Consider the following 17,325-nt stretch of genomic DNA (forward strand, 5'->3'; position numbering starts at 1 on the left):
TACCGCTGGCGAGAAAAGGGTCAAGCCGAGTTTGGAAGAGGTGGATGGATGTAATCTTGCGCCGGGCCAATTTGCCGGATGGCCGCAAGGGGGTCGATATCGGCATTGAGGGGGAGCGCATCGTTGCCCTGGAGGTGAATCTGCAGGCCACTGCCTGGCAGGAAATTGATGTGAGCGGCCGCTTGGTGTCGCCCCCCTTTGTGGATGCCCACTTTCACCTGGATGCCACCCTCACCTATGGGATCCCGCGCGTCAACCAATCGGGCACCTTGCTGGAAGGGATCGCCCTTTGGGGGGAGTTGAAGCCGCTGCTGACGCCGGAGGCAGTGATGGAGCGGGCCTTGACCTATTGCGATTGGGCGGTGGCGCGCGGGATCCTGGCCATCCGCGCCCATGTGGATGTGTGCGATCCCAACCTGTTGGCGGTGCGGGCCTTGCTGGAGGTCAAGCAAAAAGTGTCCCCCTACCTGGATTTGCAACTGGTGGCCTTTCCCCAAGATGGCTACTACCGCTCGCCGGGGGCGGTGCAGCTTTTGGAGAAGGCCTTGGATCTAGGGGTGGAGGTGGTGGGCGGGATCCCCCACTTTGAGCGGACGATGGCCGAAGGGGCAGCTGCGGTGCGGGCCTTGTGCGAGATCGCGGCGGCGCGGGGTCTGCGGGTGGATCTGCACTGCGACGAGACAGACGATCCGCTTTCGCGCCACGTGGAGACCCTGGCCTACGAGACGCAGCGGCTGGGCTTGCAGGGGCGGGTGGCCGCCTCCCACCTCACCTCGATGCACTCAATGGACAACGCCTACGTGAGCAAACTCATTCCCCTGATGGCCGAAGCAGAGCTGGGGGTGATCGCCAACCCGCTGGTGAACCTGGTGCTGCAGGGCCGCCACGATACCTATCCCAAGCGGCGGGGGCTGACGCGGGTGCCGGAGCTGATGGCCGCCGGGCTGACCGTAGCTTTTGGCCAGGACTGCGTGATGGATCCCTGGTATCCCCTGGGCAGCGGCAACATGCTGGAGGTGGCCCACATGGGGATCCACGCTGCCCAACTGACAGGCTATGAGCAGATGCGGCAGTGTTTCTTGGCGGTTACGGAAAACCCGGCCCGCATTCTGGGGTTAGAAGGCTACGGACTAGAACCCGGCTGCTATGCCGACTTGGTGGTGCTCCAGGCTGCCGATGCTGTCGAAGCCATTCGCCTGCAACCGGCTTGCCTGTACGTTTTCCGTCGGGGACGGCTGATCGCCCAAACCCCGCCGGTGGTTGCCCAGCTCCATTTGCCGGGGCGCCCGGCCCAGGTGGACTTCACCCGCCAGCTTTAACGGCGCACGGTGCCGCTGAAGCCGCTGGCTTTGAACTGCTCCATAGTCAGAGGCAGCGGGCTGGTCACGGGCACGGAGATGCGAATGGAGAAGGGGCTTTCGCCGGGGGGAACCTCCTCGATGGCTCCCAGGCGGGTGCGCTCCGGCAGAACCTCATTGCCGTTGGCATCGTAAAGGCGACCGAAGACATCCGCATTCAGCACAGTATTTCTGGAGCGGTTGACCACCGTGCCTTCAATGAATAGGCACCTGGCCGGTATGGGGTTGCCGTTGCTGGTAACCAGGTTGGTGTATTCGGGGGTATCCGGGCAGGGGGTGAGGTGCAAATCCTTCAGTTGCAGGGGGATGGCTCCAAAACCCAGCAAGAGCGCCGCCAAAGCTGCACAACCCAGGCTCCAGCAGAGGGAGCGAAGCCCCTTCTTCCAAACTTGGCTCATGTTTTTTCTCCAAGGCCCATCTCCCCTAGTCTAGGGGATCCCCCGCCCGGTAAAACCCCTCCTCGGTCTGGATCCCGTCCAAGCGCTGATCCCAGGGATCCTGAGGCAGAGGCTGCTCCAGTAGGCAGGCCTGCGGGACAATGCCCCACTTGGGCACGCCGGGATCCGGCAGCGAGGCCAAAAAGCGGTCGTAATAGCCGCCGCCATAGCCCAGGCGCCTCCCCCAGCGATCGCAGGCCAGGGCGGGCACAAGGATTAACTCGGCTTCGGCGGGATCGATGACTTCGCTGCTGGGAGAGGGCTCCAGCAACCCCCAGCGGTTGGGAACAAGCTCAGCTGGGTGGTAGCGGTGCCACCGCAACTGCCGCTGCGGCAAGCAACGAGGGATCCCCCAGCGCTTTTCAGGGAAAAGGGCGAACAGGGATCCCAAGTCCACCTCGGAGCCGAAGGCCACGTAGGCCAGGATGGTCTTGGCCGCCAAAAGCCGGGGCTGAGAGGCCAGATGAGCCACTATCTTCTGCTCGACCAGAGAGCGATCCACCCCTTGCCGCACTTGGCGGAAGTGCCGGCGCAAGCGAGCTTTGGGGAGAAAATTGGGCCCCACAGACGGAGACAGGTTTGTAGCGTAGAAGGGAGTTGCCGCAGCGCCATGCCATCTCCCTGCCTTGACTTTCCCCACCCCCAGTCAAGCTTAGGGGTGGATATCCAGAACCTACTGGATGGCCAGGAGCTCCACTTCAAAATCGAGAGTAGCGTTGGGAGGGATCACGCCGCCGGCGCCGCGGCTGCCATAGGCCAACTCCGGCGGAATGCGCAAATACCGCTTGCCACCCACCCGCATGGTGGCCAGACCTTCCTCCCAGCCACGGATCACCTGCCCTACCCCGTAGGTGAAGGTAAAAGGTTGATTGCGCTTGTAGGAGCTATCGAAGACGGTGCCATCCTGCAGCTTGCCCACGTAGTTCACCACCACCGTTTGCCCCGGCTGAGGTGAAGGCCCTGTACCTTCGACAAGGTCGTAGTACTGCAGACCCGACTCGGTGGTGATAAATTGCTGGGCTTGAGATTGCACAGTAACTGCTGGGTGATCTTTGGCTCGCGACAGAGCCATGGCCGGCTGTCCAGCCCACACCCCAATCCACAGCAAACCCAGCAACAGCAGCAGCATCTGTTTCATCCGTTGGCGTCCCCCCGGTGCCGACTTTTTGCCTCCCCAACAATCTTAGGGGATCCCCTCATCCTATTTCGGCAAATTCGACGATCTGCCCTTGATGGTCGCGCACCCAGAAGACAAAAGGCTTTTCGGAGCGGACGCTGCTGCGGATCCCTTGCTTGTTGATCCGCTTCAGGAGGGCTTTGAGGGCTTCCCGTTCGTAGGTGGTGTGGCGATAGCGGACGCCGCTGCTGCGACCGGCTGCCGCCCCGTAGGCAGGTACAAAGGGAGTTCTGGAGAGACTGCCGTAGGGATCCGTGGTACCGGGGATCACGTGCAGTTGCACGGTGTCGGAGAGCTGATACCAGAGGCCAGCGGTATCGAGAGGTGTCGAGGTGGAGCGGGCTTTGGCATCAAGGCGGGAGCTGAGGCCAATATCCGCCGGGAAGTAGGCAGATCCCAGGCTGGAGCCGACCATGCTTTGCTCATAGCCGTAGTAGTACTGCAGCGGCAGCTCCGCCTCCGGCAGCCTCAAGACCTTTTCGTAAAACCCTCGCGCCTGCTCCAGATCGGGCACGATGATGGTGTAAACCCGCGGTGCGCCGCTCAGAAACGTCCACATGGCCCCGCCGTAGGCCGATAGCAGCAAAAACATCAGCCCCTTCGTGGAGAGCAAAACCTCCAGGGGGATCAGCGGCAGCATCAGTCCAAGGGGGGTTGGCATTGGCGCTTGTCCATTTGCGGGTGGCTCTGTAGTCCAGTATAGGATCCCTAGGCTGATGAAGCTTGCCCTGTTTGCCCCCACCCCGCGCGGTCGCCGCTTGGCCCAGGCTCTGCTGTCGCTGCTGCCAGAGGAGTGGATCTGCTGGAGCAAAGCCAATCCACAGGGAGAGCCGCTGCCTTGGCCCTGGCAAGCCTATGGGGATCCCAGCCATCCCACAGCGCCCAGATCCCTGGCGGCAGCGGTGGCCCAAACTTGGCCCCAGGTGCAGGGCTGTCTTTTCATCTTGCCAGTTGGGTCGGTGGTGCGGCTAATTGCCCCCCTCTTGCAGGACAAATACCGGGATCCGGCGGTGGTGGTGGTGGATGAATCAGGCCGCTGGGCCATTAGCCTCTGCGGGGGACATGTGGGCGGGGCCGATGCGCTGGCGCGGCAGGTGGCGGCTGCTTTGGGAGCCGAGCCGATCCTCACCTCTGCCTCCGAAGGGCTGGGGATCCCGCCTGTGGATGTGTTGGGGCATCCCTACGGCTGGCGGCGGGGCAGTGGCGATTGGAACGGGGTAGCTGCTGCCCTGACGCGGGGAGAGCCGGTGGCCGTAGAGCAAACCTGCGGCACGCAGCTCTGGCGGCGGGCCTGGCCAGCGGATCATCCTCTTTTGACTACGGCTCCCGACCAAGCAGTGGCCCAGATCCGGATTGGGGAATACACAACGCCTTGCCCCCACATCCCCACCGTCCACTGGCATCCGCGGGTGCTGTGGGTGGGGGTGGGCTGCGAGCGGGGCACCAGCCGCGCCTGGCTGGAGGGATCCCTGCGGCGCCTGTTGCAAAACCAGGGGCTGGCCCTCGAGGCCGTTGCCGGCTTGGCCACTCTGGAGCTGAAACGGGATGAGGCGGGGCTCTTGGAGCTGGCCCAGGCCCATGGCTGGCCCATCCAGTTTTTCTCCGCCGCGGCCCTGGCAGGGATCCCGGTTCCCCACCCTTCAGAGGCGGTGCGGCAGGCGGTGGGCACCCCTTCGGTGGCGGAGGCGGCTGCTCTTTTGGCGGCCCAGCGCTGGTCGGGAGAGGACAATCCAGCCCAGGGGAGAGCCACCCTTGTCTGCCCCAAGCAGATCTTCACCTCAGAAAGCGAGGGAGCTTGTACCCTGGCCATTGCCCGCGCCGCCCGCGAGTATTCCCCTCGCGCCGGGCACCTGTGGCTAATTGGCATCGGCCCTGGGGATCCCGCCCAATTGACCTTGGCCGCCCGCCTGGCCCTGGCCCAAGCCGAGGTGGTGATTGGCTACCAGCTTTACCTGGACTTGGTGGCGCCCCTCCTGCACCCCGGCCAGATTTGCGAAGCCTTTCCCATCACCCAGGAGGTGCAGCGGGCGCAGCGCGCCATCGCCCTGGCCCAGCAGGGGCTGCAGGTGGCGGTGATCTCTTCGGGGGATGCGGGGATCTACGGCATGGCCGGCCTGGTGCTGGAGTACTTGGCCCGCAGCGGCTGGGATGGGATCCGCCCCTCCCTGGAGGTGCTGCCGGGGATCTCCGCCCTTCAAGCTGCTGCCGCTCGCCTAGGAGCCCCTCTCATGCAGGATTTTTGCGCTATTTCCCTCTCGGATCGCCTCACCCCCTGGCCGGCCATCGAGCAACGCCTGCAGGCGGCTGCCCAGGCCGACTTTGTGGTGGCCCTGTATAACCCCCGCTCGCGGCAGCGGTTGGATCCCTTCCTCAAGGCGCTGCAGATCTTTCGCCGGGCCCGCCCCACCCACACCCCGGTGGCGGTGGCCCGCAACCTCTACCGTCCCGGCGAGGCCATCCACCTCACCACGCTAGGGGAGTTGGATCCTGAGCAGGTGGACATGTTTACCCTGGTCTTGATCGGCAGCTCGCAGACCTTTCGCTACGGCAGCCGGCTGATCACTCCCCGCGGCTACCGCTTGTGATGAACCCACCTGATGGCCGTTGGATTTCGATTCAAAACACCGTGAGATGGCGGGGATCCAACTGCAGCCACCAGGGGGATCCCCAAGCTTCCACCTCGTGCCACACCTCGGCTTGCAGGCGATAGTCCTGGCTGTGGTCAGGAGGGCTGCCCAGCCTAAAGAGGAGAATCAATCGGTGAGGGGTCTCACTCCCCCTGGCGCCAATCCGCGATAGCCCCAGCCGGGGTCTGGGCAAGGTATTCGGAGCGCCGCCATTTTCTGTCCAAAAGAACCGGGAGCTCAAAGAATCTAAGGGCGCCGCCTGCTTGCCTAGGCAGAGGCAGAAGCTGTGTCCAAGTGGGGAGAGACGCTGCCGCTGGAAAACTCCTAGTATATTGGACTGTAGCTGTTCATTAAAAAATGCTTAACTACTTGTTGCAAGCAGCAGATGGCGGGTTTTGAAGACTGGGCAATTGGGCCAGAGAGCGCCTGGTGTCTCCCCTTTTATGGCTGGGTAGGGACAGCGCTGGCTCTTCCTTGGGCCGCTGGCTGGATCAAGCGCAGTGGCCCACGTCCGGCAGCCTACCTCAATATCCTGCTGACCTTTGCGGCCCTTGCTCATAGCTTTTGGCTGTTGCGACAAGTTTGGGGTCGGGATCCCCAGCTCCTGAACTACCTCTGGTTTCGGGTGGCCGATTTGGACTTGTCCCTGGCTTTGGAGGTCTCGCCTCTGACGCTGGGGGCGGTGGTCTGGGTAAGCGGCTTGAGCTTGCTGGCCCAGATCTACGCCCTGGGGTACCTGGACAAGGATTGGGGGTTGGGCCGCTTTGCCGCCCTGATGGGCTTTTTTGAGGGGGGGATGACGGGGATCGCCCTCAGCGATTCGCTGTTTCTCAGCTACGCGCTGCTGGAGATGCTCACGCTTTCCACCTACTTATTGGTGGGCTTTTGGTACGCCCAGCCGCTGGTGGTCACGGCGGCGCGGGATGCTTTTCTCACCAAACGGGTGGGAGACCTGCTGCTGTTGATGGGGGTGGTGGCGGTTTCCAATTTCTCCGGCTCCTTGACCTTTTCCGGCCTGCGCGATTGGGCGGCTACGGCCAGCTTGGATCCAACTTGGGCGGCCTTGATGGGGTTGGCTTTGATTGCCGGGCCGCTGGGCAAGTGCGCCCAGTTCCCGCTGCACCTGTGGCTGGATGAGGCCATGGAGGCGCCCAACCCGGCTTCGATCCTGCGCAACTCGGCAGTGGTGGCCGCTGGAGCTTTTGTCCTCATCAAGCTGCAGCCAGTCTTGGCCCTCTCCCCTTTCACGGATGGGGTGCTGGTGGCCATCGGCACCATCACAGCCGTAGGGGGATCCCTGGTGGCCTTGGCGCAAATCGATCTCAAGCGCACCTTCTCCTATTCCACCAGCGCCTACCTGGGCCTGGTGTTTGGGGCGGTGGGGACGGGGCAGCCGGATTTGGCGCTGGAGCTGCTGCTGCTGCACGGCCTGGCCAAGGCGCTGCTGTTTATGGGGGTGGGATCCCTCATCTACACCACTTCTACCCAAGATCTGACGGAGCTGGGGGGCCTAGGGGGCCGCATGCCGGCTACGGTGGCCGCCTTTGCTGTGGGATCCCTGGGGATGGTGGCCCTGTTGCCCCTGGGGTGCTTTTGGATCCTAATCCGCCTGGCGCTGGTGTACAGCGCCCTGCAGCCGGCCCTGTTGGGGGTGTTGCTGCTGATGAATGGGCTGACGGCTTTGAACCTGGCGCGGGTGTTTGGCCTGGTCTTCTTGGGATCCCCGCAGCCCAAGACGCGCCGTGCCCCTGAGGTGGGCTGGCCGATGGCCCTGCCCATGGTCATTCTGACGGTGCAGAACCTGCTCATGCCCTGGCTGTTTTGGCGCTGGGGGCTTTATCCCGGTTGGATCCCAGAGCTGCAGCAGATGGCGGCTCTGCTGGCGGCCTCGGGTTTGCTGGGGGCCGGTGTTGGTGCTTGGCTGTACTGGGGGGGCCGGCGGCGGCTGCGCCTACCCTGGCCGGAGCTGCAGGATCTGTTGGCGCAGGATTTCTACACCGGGCAGCTCTACCAGGCTTTGGTGGTGCAGCCGGTCGGCGCCCTTTCCCGCGGACTGGAGTGGCTGGATCGCAACGGGGTGGATGGCCTGGTGAACGGAGTGAGCCTGGCTTTTTGGTTTAGCGGCGAAGCCCTCAAGTACACCCTGTCGGGGCGGATGCAGCTCTACGTGTTGCTCATTGTCATCGGGGTCGTGGTGGTTACCGCTTGGCTGCTGCGCTCGCCCCTGGTGGGATTGGCCTATTGAGACGGGAGGAACCATGCTCAGCCTTCTAATCGGGATCCCCCTATTGGGTGGCCTGCTGGTGGGGCTGATCCCCGAGCAAGCGGGGAAGGGCCTGCACCGAAGTTTGGCCTTGGGCTTCGGCCTGGCTTGGTTGGGGCTGAGCTTGGGGCTGCTGCTGCAGTTTGATCCCCAAGCGCAAGGGATCCAGATGGCCGAACAGATGGCCTGGATCCCGCAGTTGGGCCTGGTTTACGAGCTGGGGGTGGACGGGATCTCCCTGCCGCTAGTGGTGATGACCGGCTTGCTGGTATTGATTGCCCTCTGGGCCAGCGGCCCGGTGGAGCGGCCCCGCCTCTACTACAGCTTGGTGTTGCTGCTAGCAGCCGCCATTGTGGGGGCTTTTCTGGCCCAGAACCTGCTGCTGTTTTTCTTGTTCTACGAAGTCGAGCTAATTCCCCTTTATCTGCTGATTGCCATCTGGGGCGGGCCGCGGCGCACCTATGCCGCCACCAAGTTTTTGGTCTACACCGCCCTCTCGGGGGTGCTTCTGCTGATTGGCTTTTTCGGCCTCAGTTGGCTGAGCGACGCCCACAGTTTTACCTACACCGTTTTGCAGGCCCACCCCTTGCCGCTGCTGCCCCAGATTCTCATCCTCATTCCCATCCTGCTGGGGCTGGCCATCAAGATCCCCTTGGTGCCCTTCCACACCTGGCTGCCGGACGCCCACGTGGAGGCTTCCACCCCCATTTCTGTGCTCTTGGCGGGGCTCTTGCTCAAGTTGGGCACCTATGGCCTGGTGCGCTTTGGCCTGCAGCTTTTGCCCGATGCCTGGGAGCAAGCCGGGCCGTGGCTGGCCAGTTGGGCGGTGGCCAATGTGCTGTATGGATCCCTGAACGCCTTGGTGCAGCAAGACATGAAAAAGCTGGTGGCCTACAGCTCCATTGCCCACATGGGCTACATTCTCCTGGGCACGGCGGCGGCCACCCCCCTCTCCTTGGTGGGATCCGTCTTCCAGATGGTGAGCCATGGGCTGATTTCCTCGCTGCTGTTTTTGCTGGTGGGTGCTGTCTACGCCAACACCGGCACGCGGGATCTCAAGCGGCTGCGGGGATTGCTCAACCTGGAACGCGGCCTGCCACTTGTTGGAAGCTTGATGGTGTTGGGGGTGATGGCCAGCGGCGGCACGCCCGGCCTGGTGGGCTTTATTGCCGAGTTCACCCTCTTTCGGGGCAGCTTCCCCGTCTTCCCCCTGCAGACGTTGCTGTGCATGGTGGGGACGGGATTGACGGCGGCCTACTTTTTGCTGATGGTGAACCGCGTCTTTTTCGGGCGCCTCTCGGAAGTGGCCATTGCCATGCAACGACGCGCCACGGGAGAACGCCTGCCTGCTGTAGTTTTGGCCTCGCTGGTGGTGGTGCTTGGCCTCCAGCCTGCCTGGGCAACCCACTGGGTGGAGTCCACCGCCGCCCATTTGGCCAAGCCGGCGGCCCTCAATCTTGCCGAAGCAGGCGGGCCGACCACTGCTTTCGAGCCTGGGTTCTTTTCGTTGTGACGATTTAGTGATACGACTGAGTTTTTGTTGTTGTCTCAACCCCTCCTTCTCCCATGACGGCCACCCTTGTTCCCGCTCCTTCCCGTTTCTTTCTGGCTGGCTTAGATCCTCTAGAGCAACGGCGACTGGCTCCCATCGTCCAACGCCTAGAAGCAGGGGGAGCCCTTGTGCCGGATTCTTCCAGCAACCGGCTGGAGGTCATCGGCATCCTCCACAGCTACGGCCAGGTGCTGGATGCCTACTCCCAGAATTTGATCTTCATAGCCGACCACCAATTTTTGGAGCTCTTCCCAGTTTTTAAGTACTTCAACGGCGAAATCACCCTGGGCAAATGGCTGCGCTACCTCTGGCATGACCGCATCAACTACGAGTTTGCCGAATACTGCATGAAAGCCATGCTCTGGCATGGAGGGGGAGGCCTCGATCGCTATCTGGATACTCCCGAATTTGTCGAGCGGGCCAAGGTGGCCATCCGGGCCAAGTTCCGCTTCAACCCCCTTCTGCAGGGCCTCAACTTCCTCTGCCCCGACTTTGCGCTGGAACAGGTGCGCATGCTGGCCATGTACAGCGGCCTGGGCCAGTTCTGGCGGGTGATGAGCGATATCTTCCTGGCCTTGGCCAAGCGCCGCGAGAGCGAACCGCAGCTCACGCTTCCCGACGTAGTAGCCCACATTCAGCAGGGGTTGGTGGCAGCTGCCAACAAGCCCATCACCTACGCCCCCTGCATCTGGGGCCGCCGCTACGAGATCATCCCCCTGTCGGCGGGGCTGACCTTCCTGCCCGATACGGCCCTGCCCTACGTGGAAGCTGTGTTTTTCCGCTCCTTTCCCTTCATGGGCACCGTCTCCTACAATGCCCAGGCCCACCAGATCCCGGCCGAGCAGGCGGACTTCGCCTACGGCGCTTTGTATGCCGATCCGCTGCCGGTGGGGAGCGCCGGGATCCCCCCTACTCTCTTGATGCAGGATATGATGCGCCACCTGCCTGGCTATTTGCGGGAGCACTACCGCCGCCAGCCGCGCGGGGAAGATGACCTGCGGGTGAAAATCTGCCTCAGCTTCCAAAAGGCCATGTTCTGTGTTACCACCGCCGCCCTGCGGGCCCTTGCCCCCTTTCCTCTGGAAACCCAGGATCCCCAGCAGCAGTTGGCCAATCGCGAGTTTCTCGCCCCCTGGCTGCAGCGGCTGCTGGGATCCCGCCTGCTGAGGGTACAAGAAGAAGTTGACACTCCCACCCAGCGGATTCTTACGCAGCCCAAGATGGACTCGCGAAGGCGCTGTCAAGACGCCCCTAGACAGTCCTTTGAGGCATAACCTCAAAGTTCTGCTTACTTCGGACTTAAGTTCCTCCAGGTTAGTTATTGCCGCGCGGGTTTTGCACCGCAGTAGGTTGTTTTCCTGGAGAAGCTCTGTACTAACTATAACAAAGAAGCAACTAAAGTGGCTCAAGGGCTTTTTCGCCCCGCACTCAAGTACGGGGCTACCAAGCTATTGTCGATGCCTAGCGAACCCGAGCGCTGTTGCCGTTGGCTGCAGCAAGTGGAAGCGGGATCCCATTTTCGGATACAATGTTTTGTCCGATTGAGGAGTAGGGTGGCGTAGCCAAGTGGTAAGGCAGAGGTCTGCAAAACCTCTATGCGCCAGTTCGAATCTGGCCGCCACCTCTCAAACCTGACATCCCCAGCGGGACCCGCATGAAAGACAAGTTGATGTTGATGATCCCCGGCCCCACTCCCGTTCCCGAGAGTGCGCTGCTGGCCATGGCGCGGGGGCCCATCGAGCACCGCAGCCAAGAGTTCAGCGCCATTCTGGAAGAGGTGACGGAGGGGTTGCGCTGGCTGCACCAGACCACCTCCGATGTGTTTGTCTTTGCCTGCAGCGGCACCGGGGCCATGGAAGCCGGGATCCTCAACACCCTCAGCCCCGGGGAGCGGGTCTTGGTGGGGGTCAACGGCAAGTTTGGCGAGCGCTGGGCCGAGATGTCGGAGCAGTTTGGCCTGCAGTGCGAGCGGATAGAGACCCCCTGGGGCGTGCCCTATCCTGTCGAAGTCTTCCAAGAAAAGCTGGCCGCCGACCGGGAGAAGACCATCAAGGCGGTCATCCTCACCCACTCGGAAACCTCCAGCGGCGTAGCCAACGATGTGCAGGCCATCGCGGCTGCTGCCCGCGAGCACGGAGAAGCCCTGGTGATTGTGGATGCGGTCACCAGTTTGGGGGCCATGCCGGTGCCTATGGACGAGTGGGGCCTAGACGTGGTGGCCTCCGGATCCCAGAAAGGCTACATGATCCCGCCCGGGCTGGGGTTTGTGGCGGTGAGCCCGCGGGCCATGGCTGCTGCCGAGCGCTCTCGCTTTCCCAAGTACTACTGGAGCTTTAAACTGGCCCAAAAAGCCCTGCGCCAGGGCACCACTCCCTTTACGCCCGCGGTGAACCTGTTTTATGCCCTGCAGGTAACCCTGCGCCTGATGCGGGCCGAAGGGTTGGAAGCCATCTGCCGCCGCCACGCCCGTTTGGCCCAGGCCACCCGCGCCGGCGTCAAGGCCCTGGGGCTGAAGCTTTTGGTCAACCCGGAGTCGGCAGCCAGCCCCTCGGTAACTGCTGTGCTGGCGCCTGAAGGGATCAACGCCGATACCCTCCGCAGCACCCTGAAGAAACGCTTCGACATCGCCCTTGCTGCCGGTCAAGACCACCTCAAGGGCAAGATCTTCCGCATCGGCCATCTGGGCTTTGTGAGCGACCGCGACATTCTCACCACGCTGGCTGCCCTGGAGTCGACCCTGCACACGCTGGGTTATGGCGACTTCCCTCCTGGAGCGGCCATCAAGGCGGCCGAGGAGATCTTGGCAAGCCCCTAGGGATCCCTTGCCCATTCTGTAGTTCTTGACACCTGGCGCCCCTCCCTTGCCCTGGCTAGAATGGGTGAGCGTTCTTAACAAAAGATAAAATTCCAGAGTCGACTGCTCTGGAGAGCTATCTGTTCCCAACCCAAGGGTTGACATGCTGGTTAGTTTGCAACGGGATCCCTGTCAAACTGCCTCGGCGGCGGAGCTGCGGCGGGTGCTGCAGGGGATCGGCCCTCTCTCCTGCCCGCTGCAGTACAACTTTCACCTGCACACCTGCTGCTCCGATGGGCGCATGGATCCGGCAGACTTGGCGGAGCAGGCGCGCCGGCACGGCCTCAAGGGCCTGGCCATCACCGATCACCACACCCTGAAGGGCTACGAGCAAGCGCAAGCCTATCTGGATCGCCCCGAGGACCCCCTGCTATGGACGGGGATCGAGATTACAGCCAACCTGCTGGGCTGCGAGGTGCATATTCTTGGCTACGGCTTCGATCCGGCGGATCCTGTTTTGGATCCCTACATCCAGGGGGAGCAAGTTCCCGGCCTGCCCGCCGCTGAGGCCATTGGGGCCATTCAAGCAGCAGGCGGCCTGGCGGTGTTGGCCCATCCCTTTCGCTACTGGCTGCCTGCGGAAGAGCTGGTGCCGGCAGCCGTGGAGTTGGGCCTGGATGGCCTTGAGGTCTACTACGCCTACAAAAACCCCGACATTTGGGCTCCCAGCCCAGAGGAGGCGGCGATTGGGGAAAAGCTGGCAGAGACCTACGGACTTTTGAAAACCTGCGGCACCGACTCCCACGGCCCCAGCATCCTCAGGCGTATCTAGCCGACTTGTCCAGCCCATCTAGGGGCGGGGATAGAGCAACTGGCCCAGGCGGCGCAACTGCTCGGCCGTGCCCATACACAGCAGCAGATCCCCCGGTTGCAACAGGGTGTCACCGCTGGGGCCGCCAATCAGCTGGCCATCGGCTCGCCGAATTGCCACCACCAACGCGCCGGATCGCGCCCTTAGATTGGCTTTCCCCAGGGTCTGGCCAACATAGGGGCATTCTTGCGCCGCCAGCTCGTACTCTTCCAAGTAAAAAGTGCGATCTCGACCCGACAGGATCCCATCCACAAAGTCCACCACGCGGGGGCGCAGGGCAGCCGCTGCCATCCGTTTTCCACCGGTGATGAAGGGAGAGATGGCGTGGGCAACGCCCGCTCGCTGCAGCTTTTGCAAAGCCTCTTCCGTGTTGGCGCGGGCAATGGTGCGGATACGAGGGTTGAGGGTGCGGGCCGACAGCACCACATAGAGGTTTTCGGCATCGCTGGAGAGGGCGGCAATCAACCCCTCGGCCTGCTGCACCCGCGCCGCCAGCAAGGTGGCATCGAGAGTGCTGTCTCCCTGGAGAGCGACATATCCCAGCTCTTGGGCCACCTGAATTGCCTCGGCCGATTGATCGATCACCAAAAAGGGCACCCCCTCTGCCTGAAACTCCTGGGCCACCTGTCGCCCAATGCGCCCAAAACCGCAGACGATGTAGTGGTTGTTCAGCGCTTCCATCTGTTTCTTCCACTTCCGCTGCCGGATCCCTTCCTGAAAATGCCCCTGGATGAGGGCCTCTGTAAAGCGGTTCACCATGAACCCGATGCTCAAGACCCCCATCAGGATCAAGGCCACCGTGAACAAGCGCCCCCGATCCCCCAGCGGCTGCACCTCCATGAAGCCCACAGTAGTTAGGGTGATAACGCTCATGTAAAAAGCTTCCACCCAAGGCCATTGCTCCACCCCGTGGTACCAAAGGGTGCCGATCAGGACAACGCCCAGCAGCGCCCCTACTCCCAAACTCAGATCCCGCTGGATACCGGGATCCCTTTTGGCAGGAGGAAACGGGGGACGAGCAGAAGCCATACGGCCCAGCCAGATCGAGCGGGGAAAAAGCGAGAACTACAATGGGTAGGAGAAAGTCAGTTGTTGAGCAGCAGCGAGTGGAGTGCAGATGCCCGAGTACATCAAGGTGGAATATCGGATCGACAAAAAAGGACAGGTGACCGAGACCGTATTGAACGGATCTGGCTCCAGTTGTACTCTAGCCACGGCAGAGCTAGAAGCAGCCCTTGGAACGGTGCAAGAACGAAAGCTGTTGCCGGAGTTTCATCAGCCAGCAGAAGCCGAGATAGAATCACAAGTTTCTTTACAGCAAACCCGCTGACTCCATCCCCTTCCCCCCAGTTTTCCCGTATCTACCTGCCTACTTTCGCTTCTTGCCCCCCTTGCCGGCAGCGCCGCTGGCTCGTGCCGCCCCAACTGCCGATTGAAACAGCCAAACCGCCAAGGGAGCAGCGACGATCAAGATAATGCTGGTGGGGCCGACGCCAAAATCCGGCTCACCGGAAGCCAACTCGAAAATCGAACCCACAGCGGCAATGGCACTGATGCAGGAAACGGCCAGGAGCAGGTAGCCTTTAACACTGGTGGTCATGGGGAACCTGTCTAACGTCTATTCGCGAAAAAGCCCTCCCACTCTCGAGAGGGCTACTTTCTATGCTACGGGCAGGGATCCCATGCCAGCAAGCCAGAGCCGGAATCTCCCTCTTAAAAAGCAACCAGAGAAGTGGAATTGGAGCGCCAGCCTAGCCCTTGACGATGATCTTGCCGACCATGCCAGCCCCCCGGTGGGGAGTGCAGTAGTAGGTGTACTCACCCAGAGGGACATCGACAAAGGCCGATTCCACCACTTGGTTGGGAGCAGTGAGCAGGGCCTTGTGGGACAGCTTGGCTGCCAGGGCCGCATCGCCACCAGGTACCTTGTCAAAGACAACGTTGTGAGGATAGACCTTGTTGTTGACCCACCGAACAGTATCTCCCTGATTGATGGTGAGGGTGGGGGGATCATAAATGAGCTGGGCCTTGTCAGAGCCCATCTTGACCGTGTAGGTTTCAGCAGCAGCAGGGTTGGACAGGAAAGCTACCGCAGCCACCCCGACTACGAGAGCGAGGAGGATGCGCTGCAGACGCTTCGCTAGGTTAAAAATGAACAACATGGATTCCTCTCAAAACGTAACGGCCGTCGCCCCCGCCTCTGCGGCTGGGCCCCCCCTTTCCAAGTTGTAAAGGAAAGGCACCCAGTCCAGCAGGGACGTTCAACTCCTATCTTAGGATCTTAAGGCGGAACAGGAACACCCATTCCCTTGCTAGAGCGAGGGGCTGTTCCAGACGGCAAGGCCACAGGGAGGGATCGGGCGACGAGATTGCCTCGAGCCTCTACCTTTCTCGTTGCCTCTCACCGCAAGGCGGCGATCCTTCGCCCGTGGGATCTCGGAGAAAAAACCGGCCATCTCTGAAAAACTGGGAGTGCCTTGCCGGCCAAAATCCGTAGGGTCGCCGATGCGGGAGAGGGACAAGCCGCTCTAGTCTTTAAGCAAAGAACGATGCGGTATTTCTTTTGCTGTTCTCCAATTACTTTCCAAGTCGCGTATAAGATATCAACCCGCTGAACAAAATTGAGAGCTTGCTTAAGATGAACAGCCGGTATTCGTCCATCGCCAGCCCGAGCAAGGCCTCTACCAGGATTTTAGAATCGGCGGAGCAAAAGCAAAACATTCAAATCTTGGCTCGCTGCATCGGCACAGCCTTGAATTTAGGCAGTCCGCTCAGGGTTGCCATACATTACACCTCGCAGGCAGAGGGGTAACGCTTGCTCCCCAACGCCTGCCAGGTAATTTCGCTCGCACTTCTGGAGATGATCTCAGAAGCTTCTTGAGCCTAAAGGGTTTCGCAGAGGAAGGGATCCCAAAAGTTTTTGGGCCCTCTCCGTAAGACGGGCATCCGGAGTGCCGCCTGTAATTATTTAGGGATCCCGAGGCTAGTGCTGAACAATTCCCTGAACCATAGCGTCGCTCAGGTAAGCCAATGCCTTCAAATCGGCCTCGTCAAAACACCGATTGCACAACAGGCGGTAGATTAGGCTCTCGTGTTCTGAGGTAAAGTGGCGAGTTTGCAAGACTTCTTCAACGATGGATCGAATGGTCATAGTTTGCCCCTCCTGGGATCGGGCCTAACACTGCTTGCCCATACTGATTGTGAAGAGTCAAGCCATAGCTCAAAAAGGGAGCCAACACGGATTTTCCAGCAAAAAAACTGTACATTGGCCAGTCATTGGGATCCCCAAACTTACTAAAGAGCCGTGACTGAGGATGTGCTCGCTGCCCTTGGCCAGACTACTTGCCTAGGGTCGAAGGTCCTCCCCTGGCAGAGCCTCCGAGAGTTGAACATGTGGCCGAGAAAGCCGTCCTGCAGCCAGGGAGCATGTTATCCTGAGTTGGCTTAACATGATTTCATAGCCGGGCTCAGCCGTCACCTTTCTAGCTGCGGCTGGCTGACCCGACGTCTAGGGATCCGGCTCAACTTTCTTCGCATTGCAGGCAAGACACCAATGGTGGGCATCTTCAGGCGCTTTTTCGGCTCTCGTGGTCAGGCAGATTCCAAACCTTCATCAGGGACGGCTGCTCAGCCGGCCAAAAAGAAAGACAACACCTTCTTTCTCGACCCAGATGAGGCCAAAACCCTTGGCAACATCGAATACATGCGCACTCCTAGGATCGTGAAGCACACCTTCCAGGATTTCGGCTCTACGGAGAAGGTGGAGGTGGTGGAGCAGGTTTCTTCCCTAAGCAAAGTTAAGTTGGCCGTAGAACAGGCCAAAGCCCCTGAGCAAAGCTCTTCCACCTCAAACAGCAGCAGTGGAGCAGGCTCACGCCGCCAGGGGGGATCTGACATGGACATGTTTCGCAACATGGCCCGCAGCCTGAAGCGCAAGTAGGCTGGACCCGGCTTATTGGCGGCACAGGATACAACGGCTATCGAAGGAGGGGCAATGGCGATTAAGCGAGGCACTTTGGTGCGGGCCATCCGCGAGAAACTGCAAGGCAGCCTGGAAGCCCAGGCCAGCGACCCTTTGATTCCCAACTACGTCTTCGAAACTCCTGGAGAAGTGGTGGATATCAAGGACGACTACCTCCAGATTAAGTTTGGGGCTGTTCCCACCCCTCCAATTTGGCTGCGGGCGGATCAGGTCGAGGAGATCGCGAGTTGAATAGGAGCATGGAATGCTCCCCTTTGGCTTGAG

General features: G+C 61.2%; 19 protein-coding genes and 1 tRNA gene. 11 read left to right on the plus strand and 9 right to left on the minus strand.

Going from position 1 to position 17,325, the window contains the following annotated elements; all coding sequences use genetic code 11:
• Positions 1-44 precede the first annotated feature (44 nt).
• Positions 45-1,319: an amidohydrolase family protein gene (locus NW855_RS05475; RefSeq protein ID WP_414402332.1), complete on the plus strand. Its 1,275-nt coding sequence runs from the start codon at positions 45-47 to the stop codon at positions 1,317-1,319.
• On the opposite strand, the gene NW855_RS05480 is transcribed toward NW855_RS05475, so the two are convergent.
• The 4 genes from NW855_RS05480 to NW855_RS05495 form a co-directional block, all read right to left on the minus strand.
• Positions 1,316-1,756 (minus strand): FxLYD domain-containing protein, encoded by a 441-nt coding sequence (locus tag NW855_RS05480; RefSeq protein ID WP_011430429.1) that lies wholly within the window; start codon positions 1,754-1,756, stop codon positions 1,316-1,318. The two genes, NW855_RS05475 and NW855_RS05480, sit on opposite strands and share 4 nt — an antisense overlap.
• 25 nt (positions 1,757-1,781) lie before the next feature.
• Positions 1,782-2,360: a 5-formyltetrahydrofolate cyclo-ligase gene (locus tag NW855_RS05485; RefSeq protein ID WP_240527650.1), complete on the minus strand. Its 579-nt coding sequence runs from the start codon at positions 2,358-2,360 to the stop codon at positions 1,782-1,784.
• 108 nt (positions 2,361-2,468) lie between these two features.
• Complete coding sequence (locus NW855_RS05490; protein WP_041438366.1) at positions 2,469-2,933, minus strand: FKBP-type peptidyl-prolyl cis-trans isomerase; 465 nt, start codon at positions 2,931-2,933, stop codon at positions 2,469-2,471.
• A 58-nt stretch (positions 2,934-2,991) separates the two neighbouring features.
• Positions 2,992-3,633, minus strand: coding sequence for a hypothetical protein (locus tag NW855_RS05495; RefSeq protein ID WP_011430432.1), 642 nt, complete (start codon positions 3,631-3,633; stop codon positions 2,992-2,994).
• Positions 3,634-3,688: 55 nt separating this feature from the next.
• Here NW855_RS05495 and cobJ point away from each other — a divergent pair, with 55 nt between their 5' ends.
• Complete coding sequence (gene cobJ, locus NW855_RS05500; protein ID WP_099812059.1) at positions 3,689-5,557, plus strand: precorrin-3B C(17)-methyltransferase; 1,869 nt, start codon at positions 3,689-3,691, stop codon at positions 5,555-5,557.
• 31 nt (positions 5,558-5,588) lie between these two features.
• Here cobJ and NW855_RS05505 read toward each other — a convergent pair whose 3' ends face one another.
• Positions 5,589-5,729 (minus strand): hypothetical protein, encoded by a 141-nt coding sequence (locus tag NW855_RS05505; protein ID WP_414401526.1) that lies wholly within the window; start codon positions 5,727-5,729, stop codon positions 5,589-5,591.
• A gap of 255 nt (positions 5,730-5,984) precedes the next feature.
• Here NW855_RS05505 and NW855_RS05510 point away from each other — a divergent pair, with 255 nt between their 5' ends.
• The 6 genes from NW855_RS05510 (at position 5,985) to NW855_RS05535 (ending at position 13,040) form a co-directional block, all read left to right on the plus strand.
• The gene (locus NW855_RS05510; protein WP_011430435.1) at positions 5,985-7,844 is read left to right on the plus strand and encodes an NAD(P)H-quinone oxidoreductase subunit F; all 1,860 of its coding nucleotides are present in this window, start codon (positions 5,985-5,987) and stop codon (positions 7,842-7,844) included.
• 13 nt (positions 7,845-7,857) lie between these two features.
• Complete coding sequence (locus tag NW855_RS05515; protein WP_414402331.1) at positions 7,858-9,375, plus strand: NADH-quinone oxidoreductase subunit M; 1,518 nt, start codon at positions 7,858-7,860, stop codon at positions 9,373-9,375.
• Positions 9,376-9,428: 53 nt separating this feature from the next.
• Complete coding sequence (locus tag NW855_RS05520; protein WP_414402330.1) at positions 9,429-10,688, plus strand: CO2 hydration protein; 1,260 nt, start codon at positions 9,429-9,431, stop codon at positions 10,686-10,688.
• Positions 10,689-10,966: 278 nt separating this feature from the next.
• Positions 10,967-11,038, plus strand: a tRNA-Cys gene (locus NW855_RS05525).
• A gap of 30 nt (positions 11,039-11,068) precedes the next feature.
• Entirely contained in the window at positions 11,069-12,229 is a 1,161-nt protein-coding gene (locus NW855_RS05530) for a pyridoxal-phosphate-dependent aminotransferase family protein (RefSeq protein ID WP_011430438.1), read from the plus strand.
• 142 nt (positions 12,230-12,371) lie between these two features.
• Positions 12,372-13,040, plus strand: coding sequence for a PHP domain-containing protein (locus NW855_RS05535; protein WP_011430439.1), 669 nt, complete (start codon positions 12,372-12,374; stop codon positions 13,038-13,040).
• Between the two features lie 18 nt (positions 13,041-13,058).
• On the opposite strand, the gene NW855_RS05540 is transcribed toward NW855_RS05535, so the two are convergent.
• On the minus strand, positions 13,059-14,108 hold the full coding sequence (locus NW855_RS05540) for a potassium channel family protein (RefSeq protein ID WP_011430440.1): 1,050 nt from the start codon (positions 14,106-14,108) through the stop codon (positions 13,059-13,061).
• Positions 14,109-14,196: 88 nt separating this feature from the next.
• On the opposite strand from NW855_RS05540, the gene NW855_RS05545 reads away from it, so the two are divergent.
• Entirely contained in the window at positions 14,197-14,409 is a 213-nt protein-coding gene (locus NW855_RS05545; RefSeq protein WP_011430441.1) for a DUF2997 domain-containing protein, read from the plus strand.
• A 39-nt stretch (positions 14,410-14,448) separates the two neighbouring features.
• Here the strand turns inward: NW855_RS05545 and NW855_RS05550 are convergent, their stop codons facing one another.
• The 3 genes from NW855_RS05550 to NW855_RS05560 form a co-directional block, all read right to left on the minus strand.
• Positions 14,449-14,679: a hypothetical protein gene (locus NW855_RS05550; RefSeq protein WP_011430442.1), complete on the minus strand. Its 231-nt coding sequence runs from the start codon at positions 14,677-14,679 to the stop codon at positions 14,449-14,451.
• Positions 14,680-14,830: 151 nt separating this feature from the next.
• On the minus strand, positions 14,831-15,241 hold the full coding sequence (gene petE, locus NW855_RS05555) for a plastocyanin (protein WP_011430443.1): 411 nt from the start codon (positions 15,239-15,241) through the stop codon (positions 14,831-14,833).
• 821 nt (positions 15,242-16,062) lie between these two features.
• Positions 16,063-16,230, minus strand: coding sequence for a hypothetical protein (locus NW855_RS05560; protein WP_414508508.1), 168 nt, complete (start codon positions 16,228-16,230; stop codon positions 16,063-16,065).
• Positions 16,231-16,632: 402 nt separating this feature from the next.
• Between NW855_RS05560 and NW855_RS05565 the strand changes: the two genes are divergently transcribed.
• Together NW855_RS05565 and ndhO are read left to right on the plus strand one after the other, a co-directional pair.
• Complete coding sequence (locus NW855_RS05565) at positions 16,633-17,019, plus strand: hypothetical protein (protein WP_011430445.1); 387 nt, start codon at positions 16,633-16,635, stop codon at positions 17,017-17,019.
• 54 nt (positions 17,020-17,073) lie between these two features.
• Complete coding sequence (ndhO, locus tag NW855_RS05570) at positions 17,074-17,292, plus strand: NAD(P)H-quinone oxidoreductase subunit O (RefSeq protein WP_011430446.1); 219 nt, start codon at positions 17,074-17,076, stop codon at positions 17,290-17,292.
• The last annotated feature ends 33 nt before the right edge of the window (positions 17,293-17,325 follow it).

The organism is Synechococcus sp. RC10B2 (genome assembly GCF_047502635.1).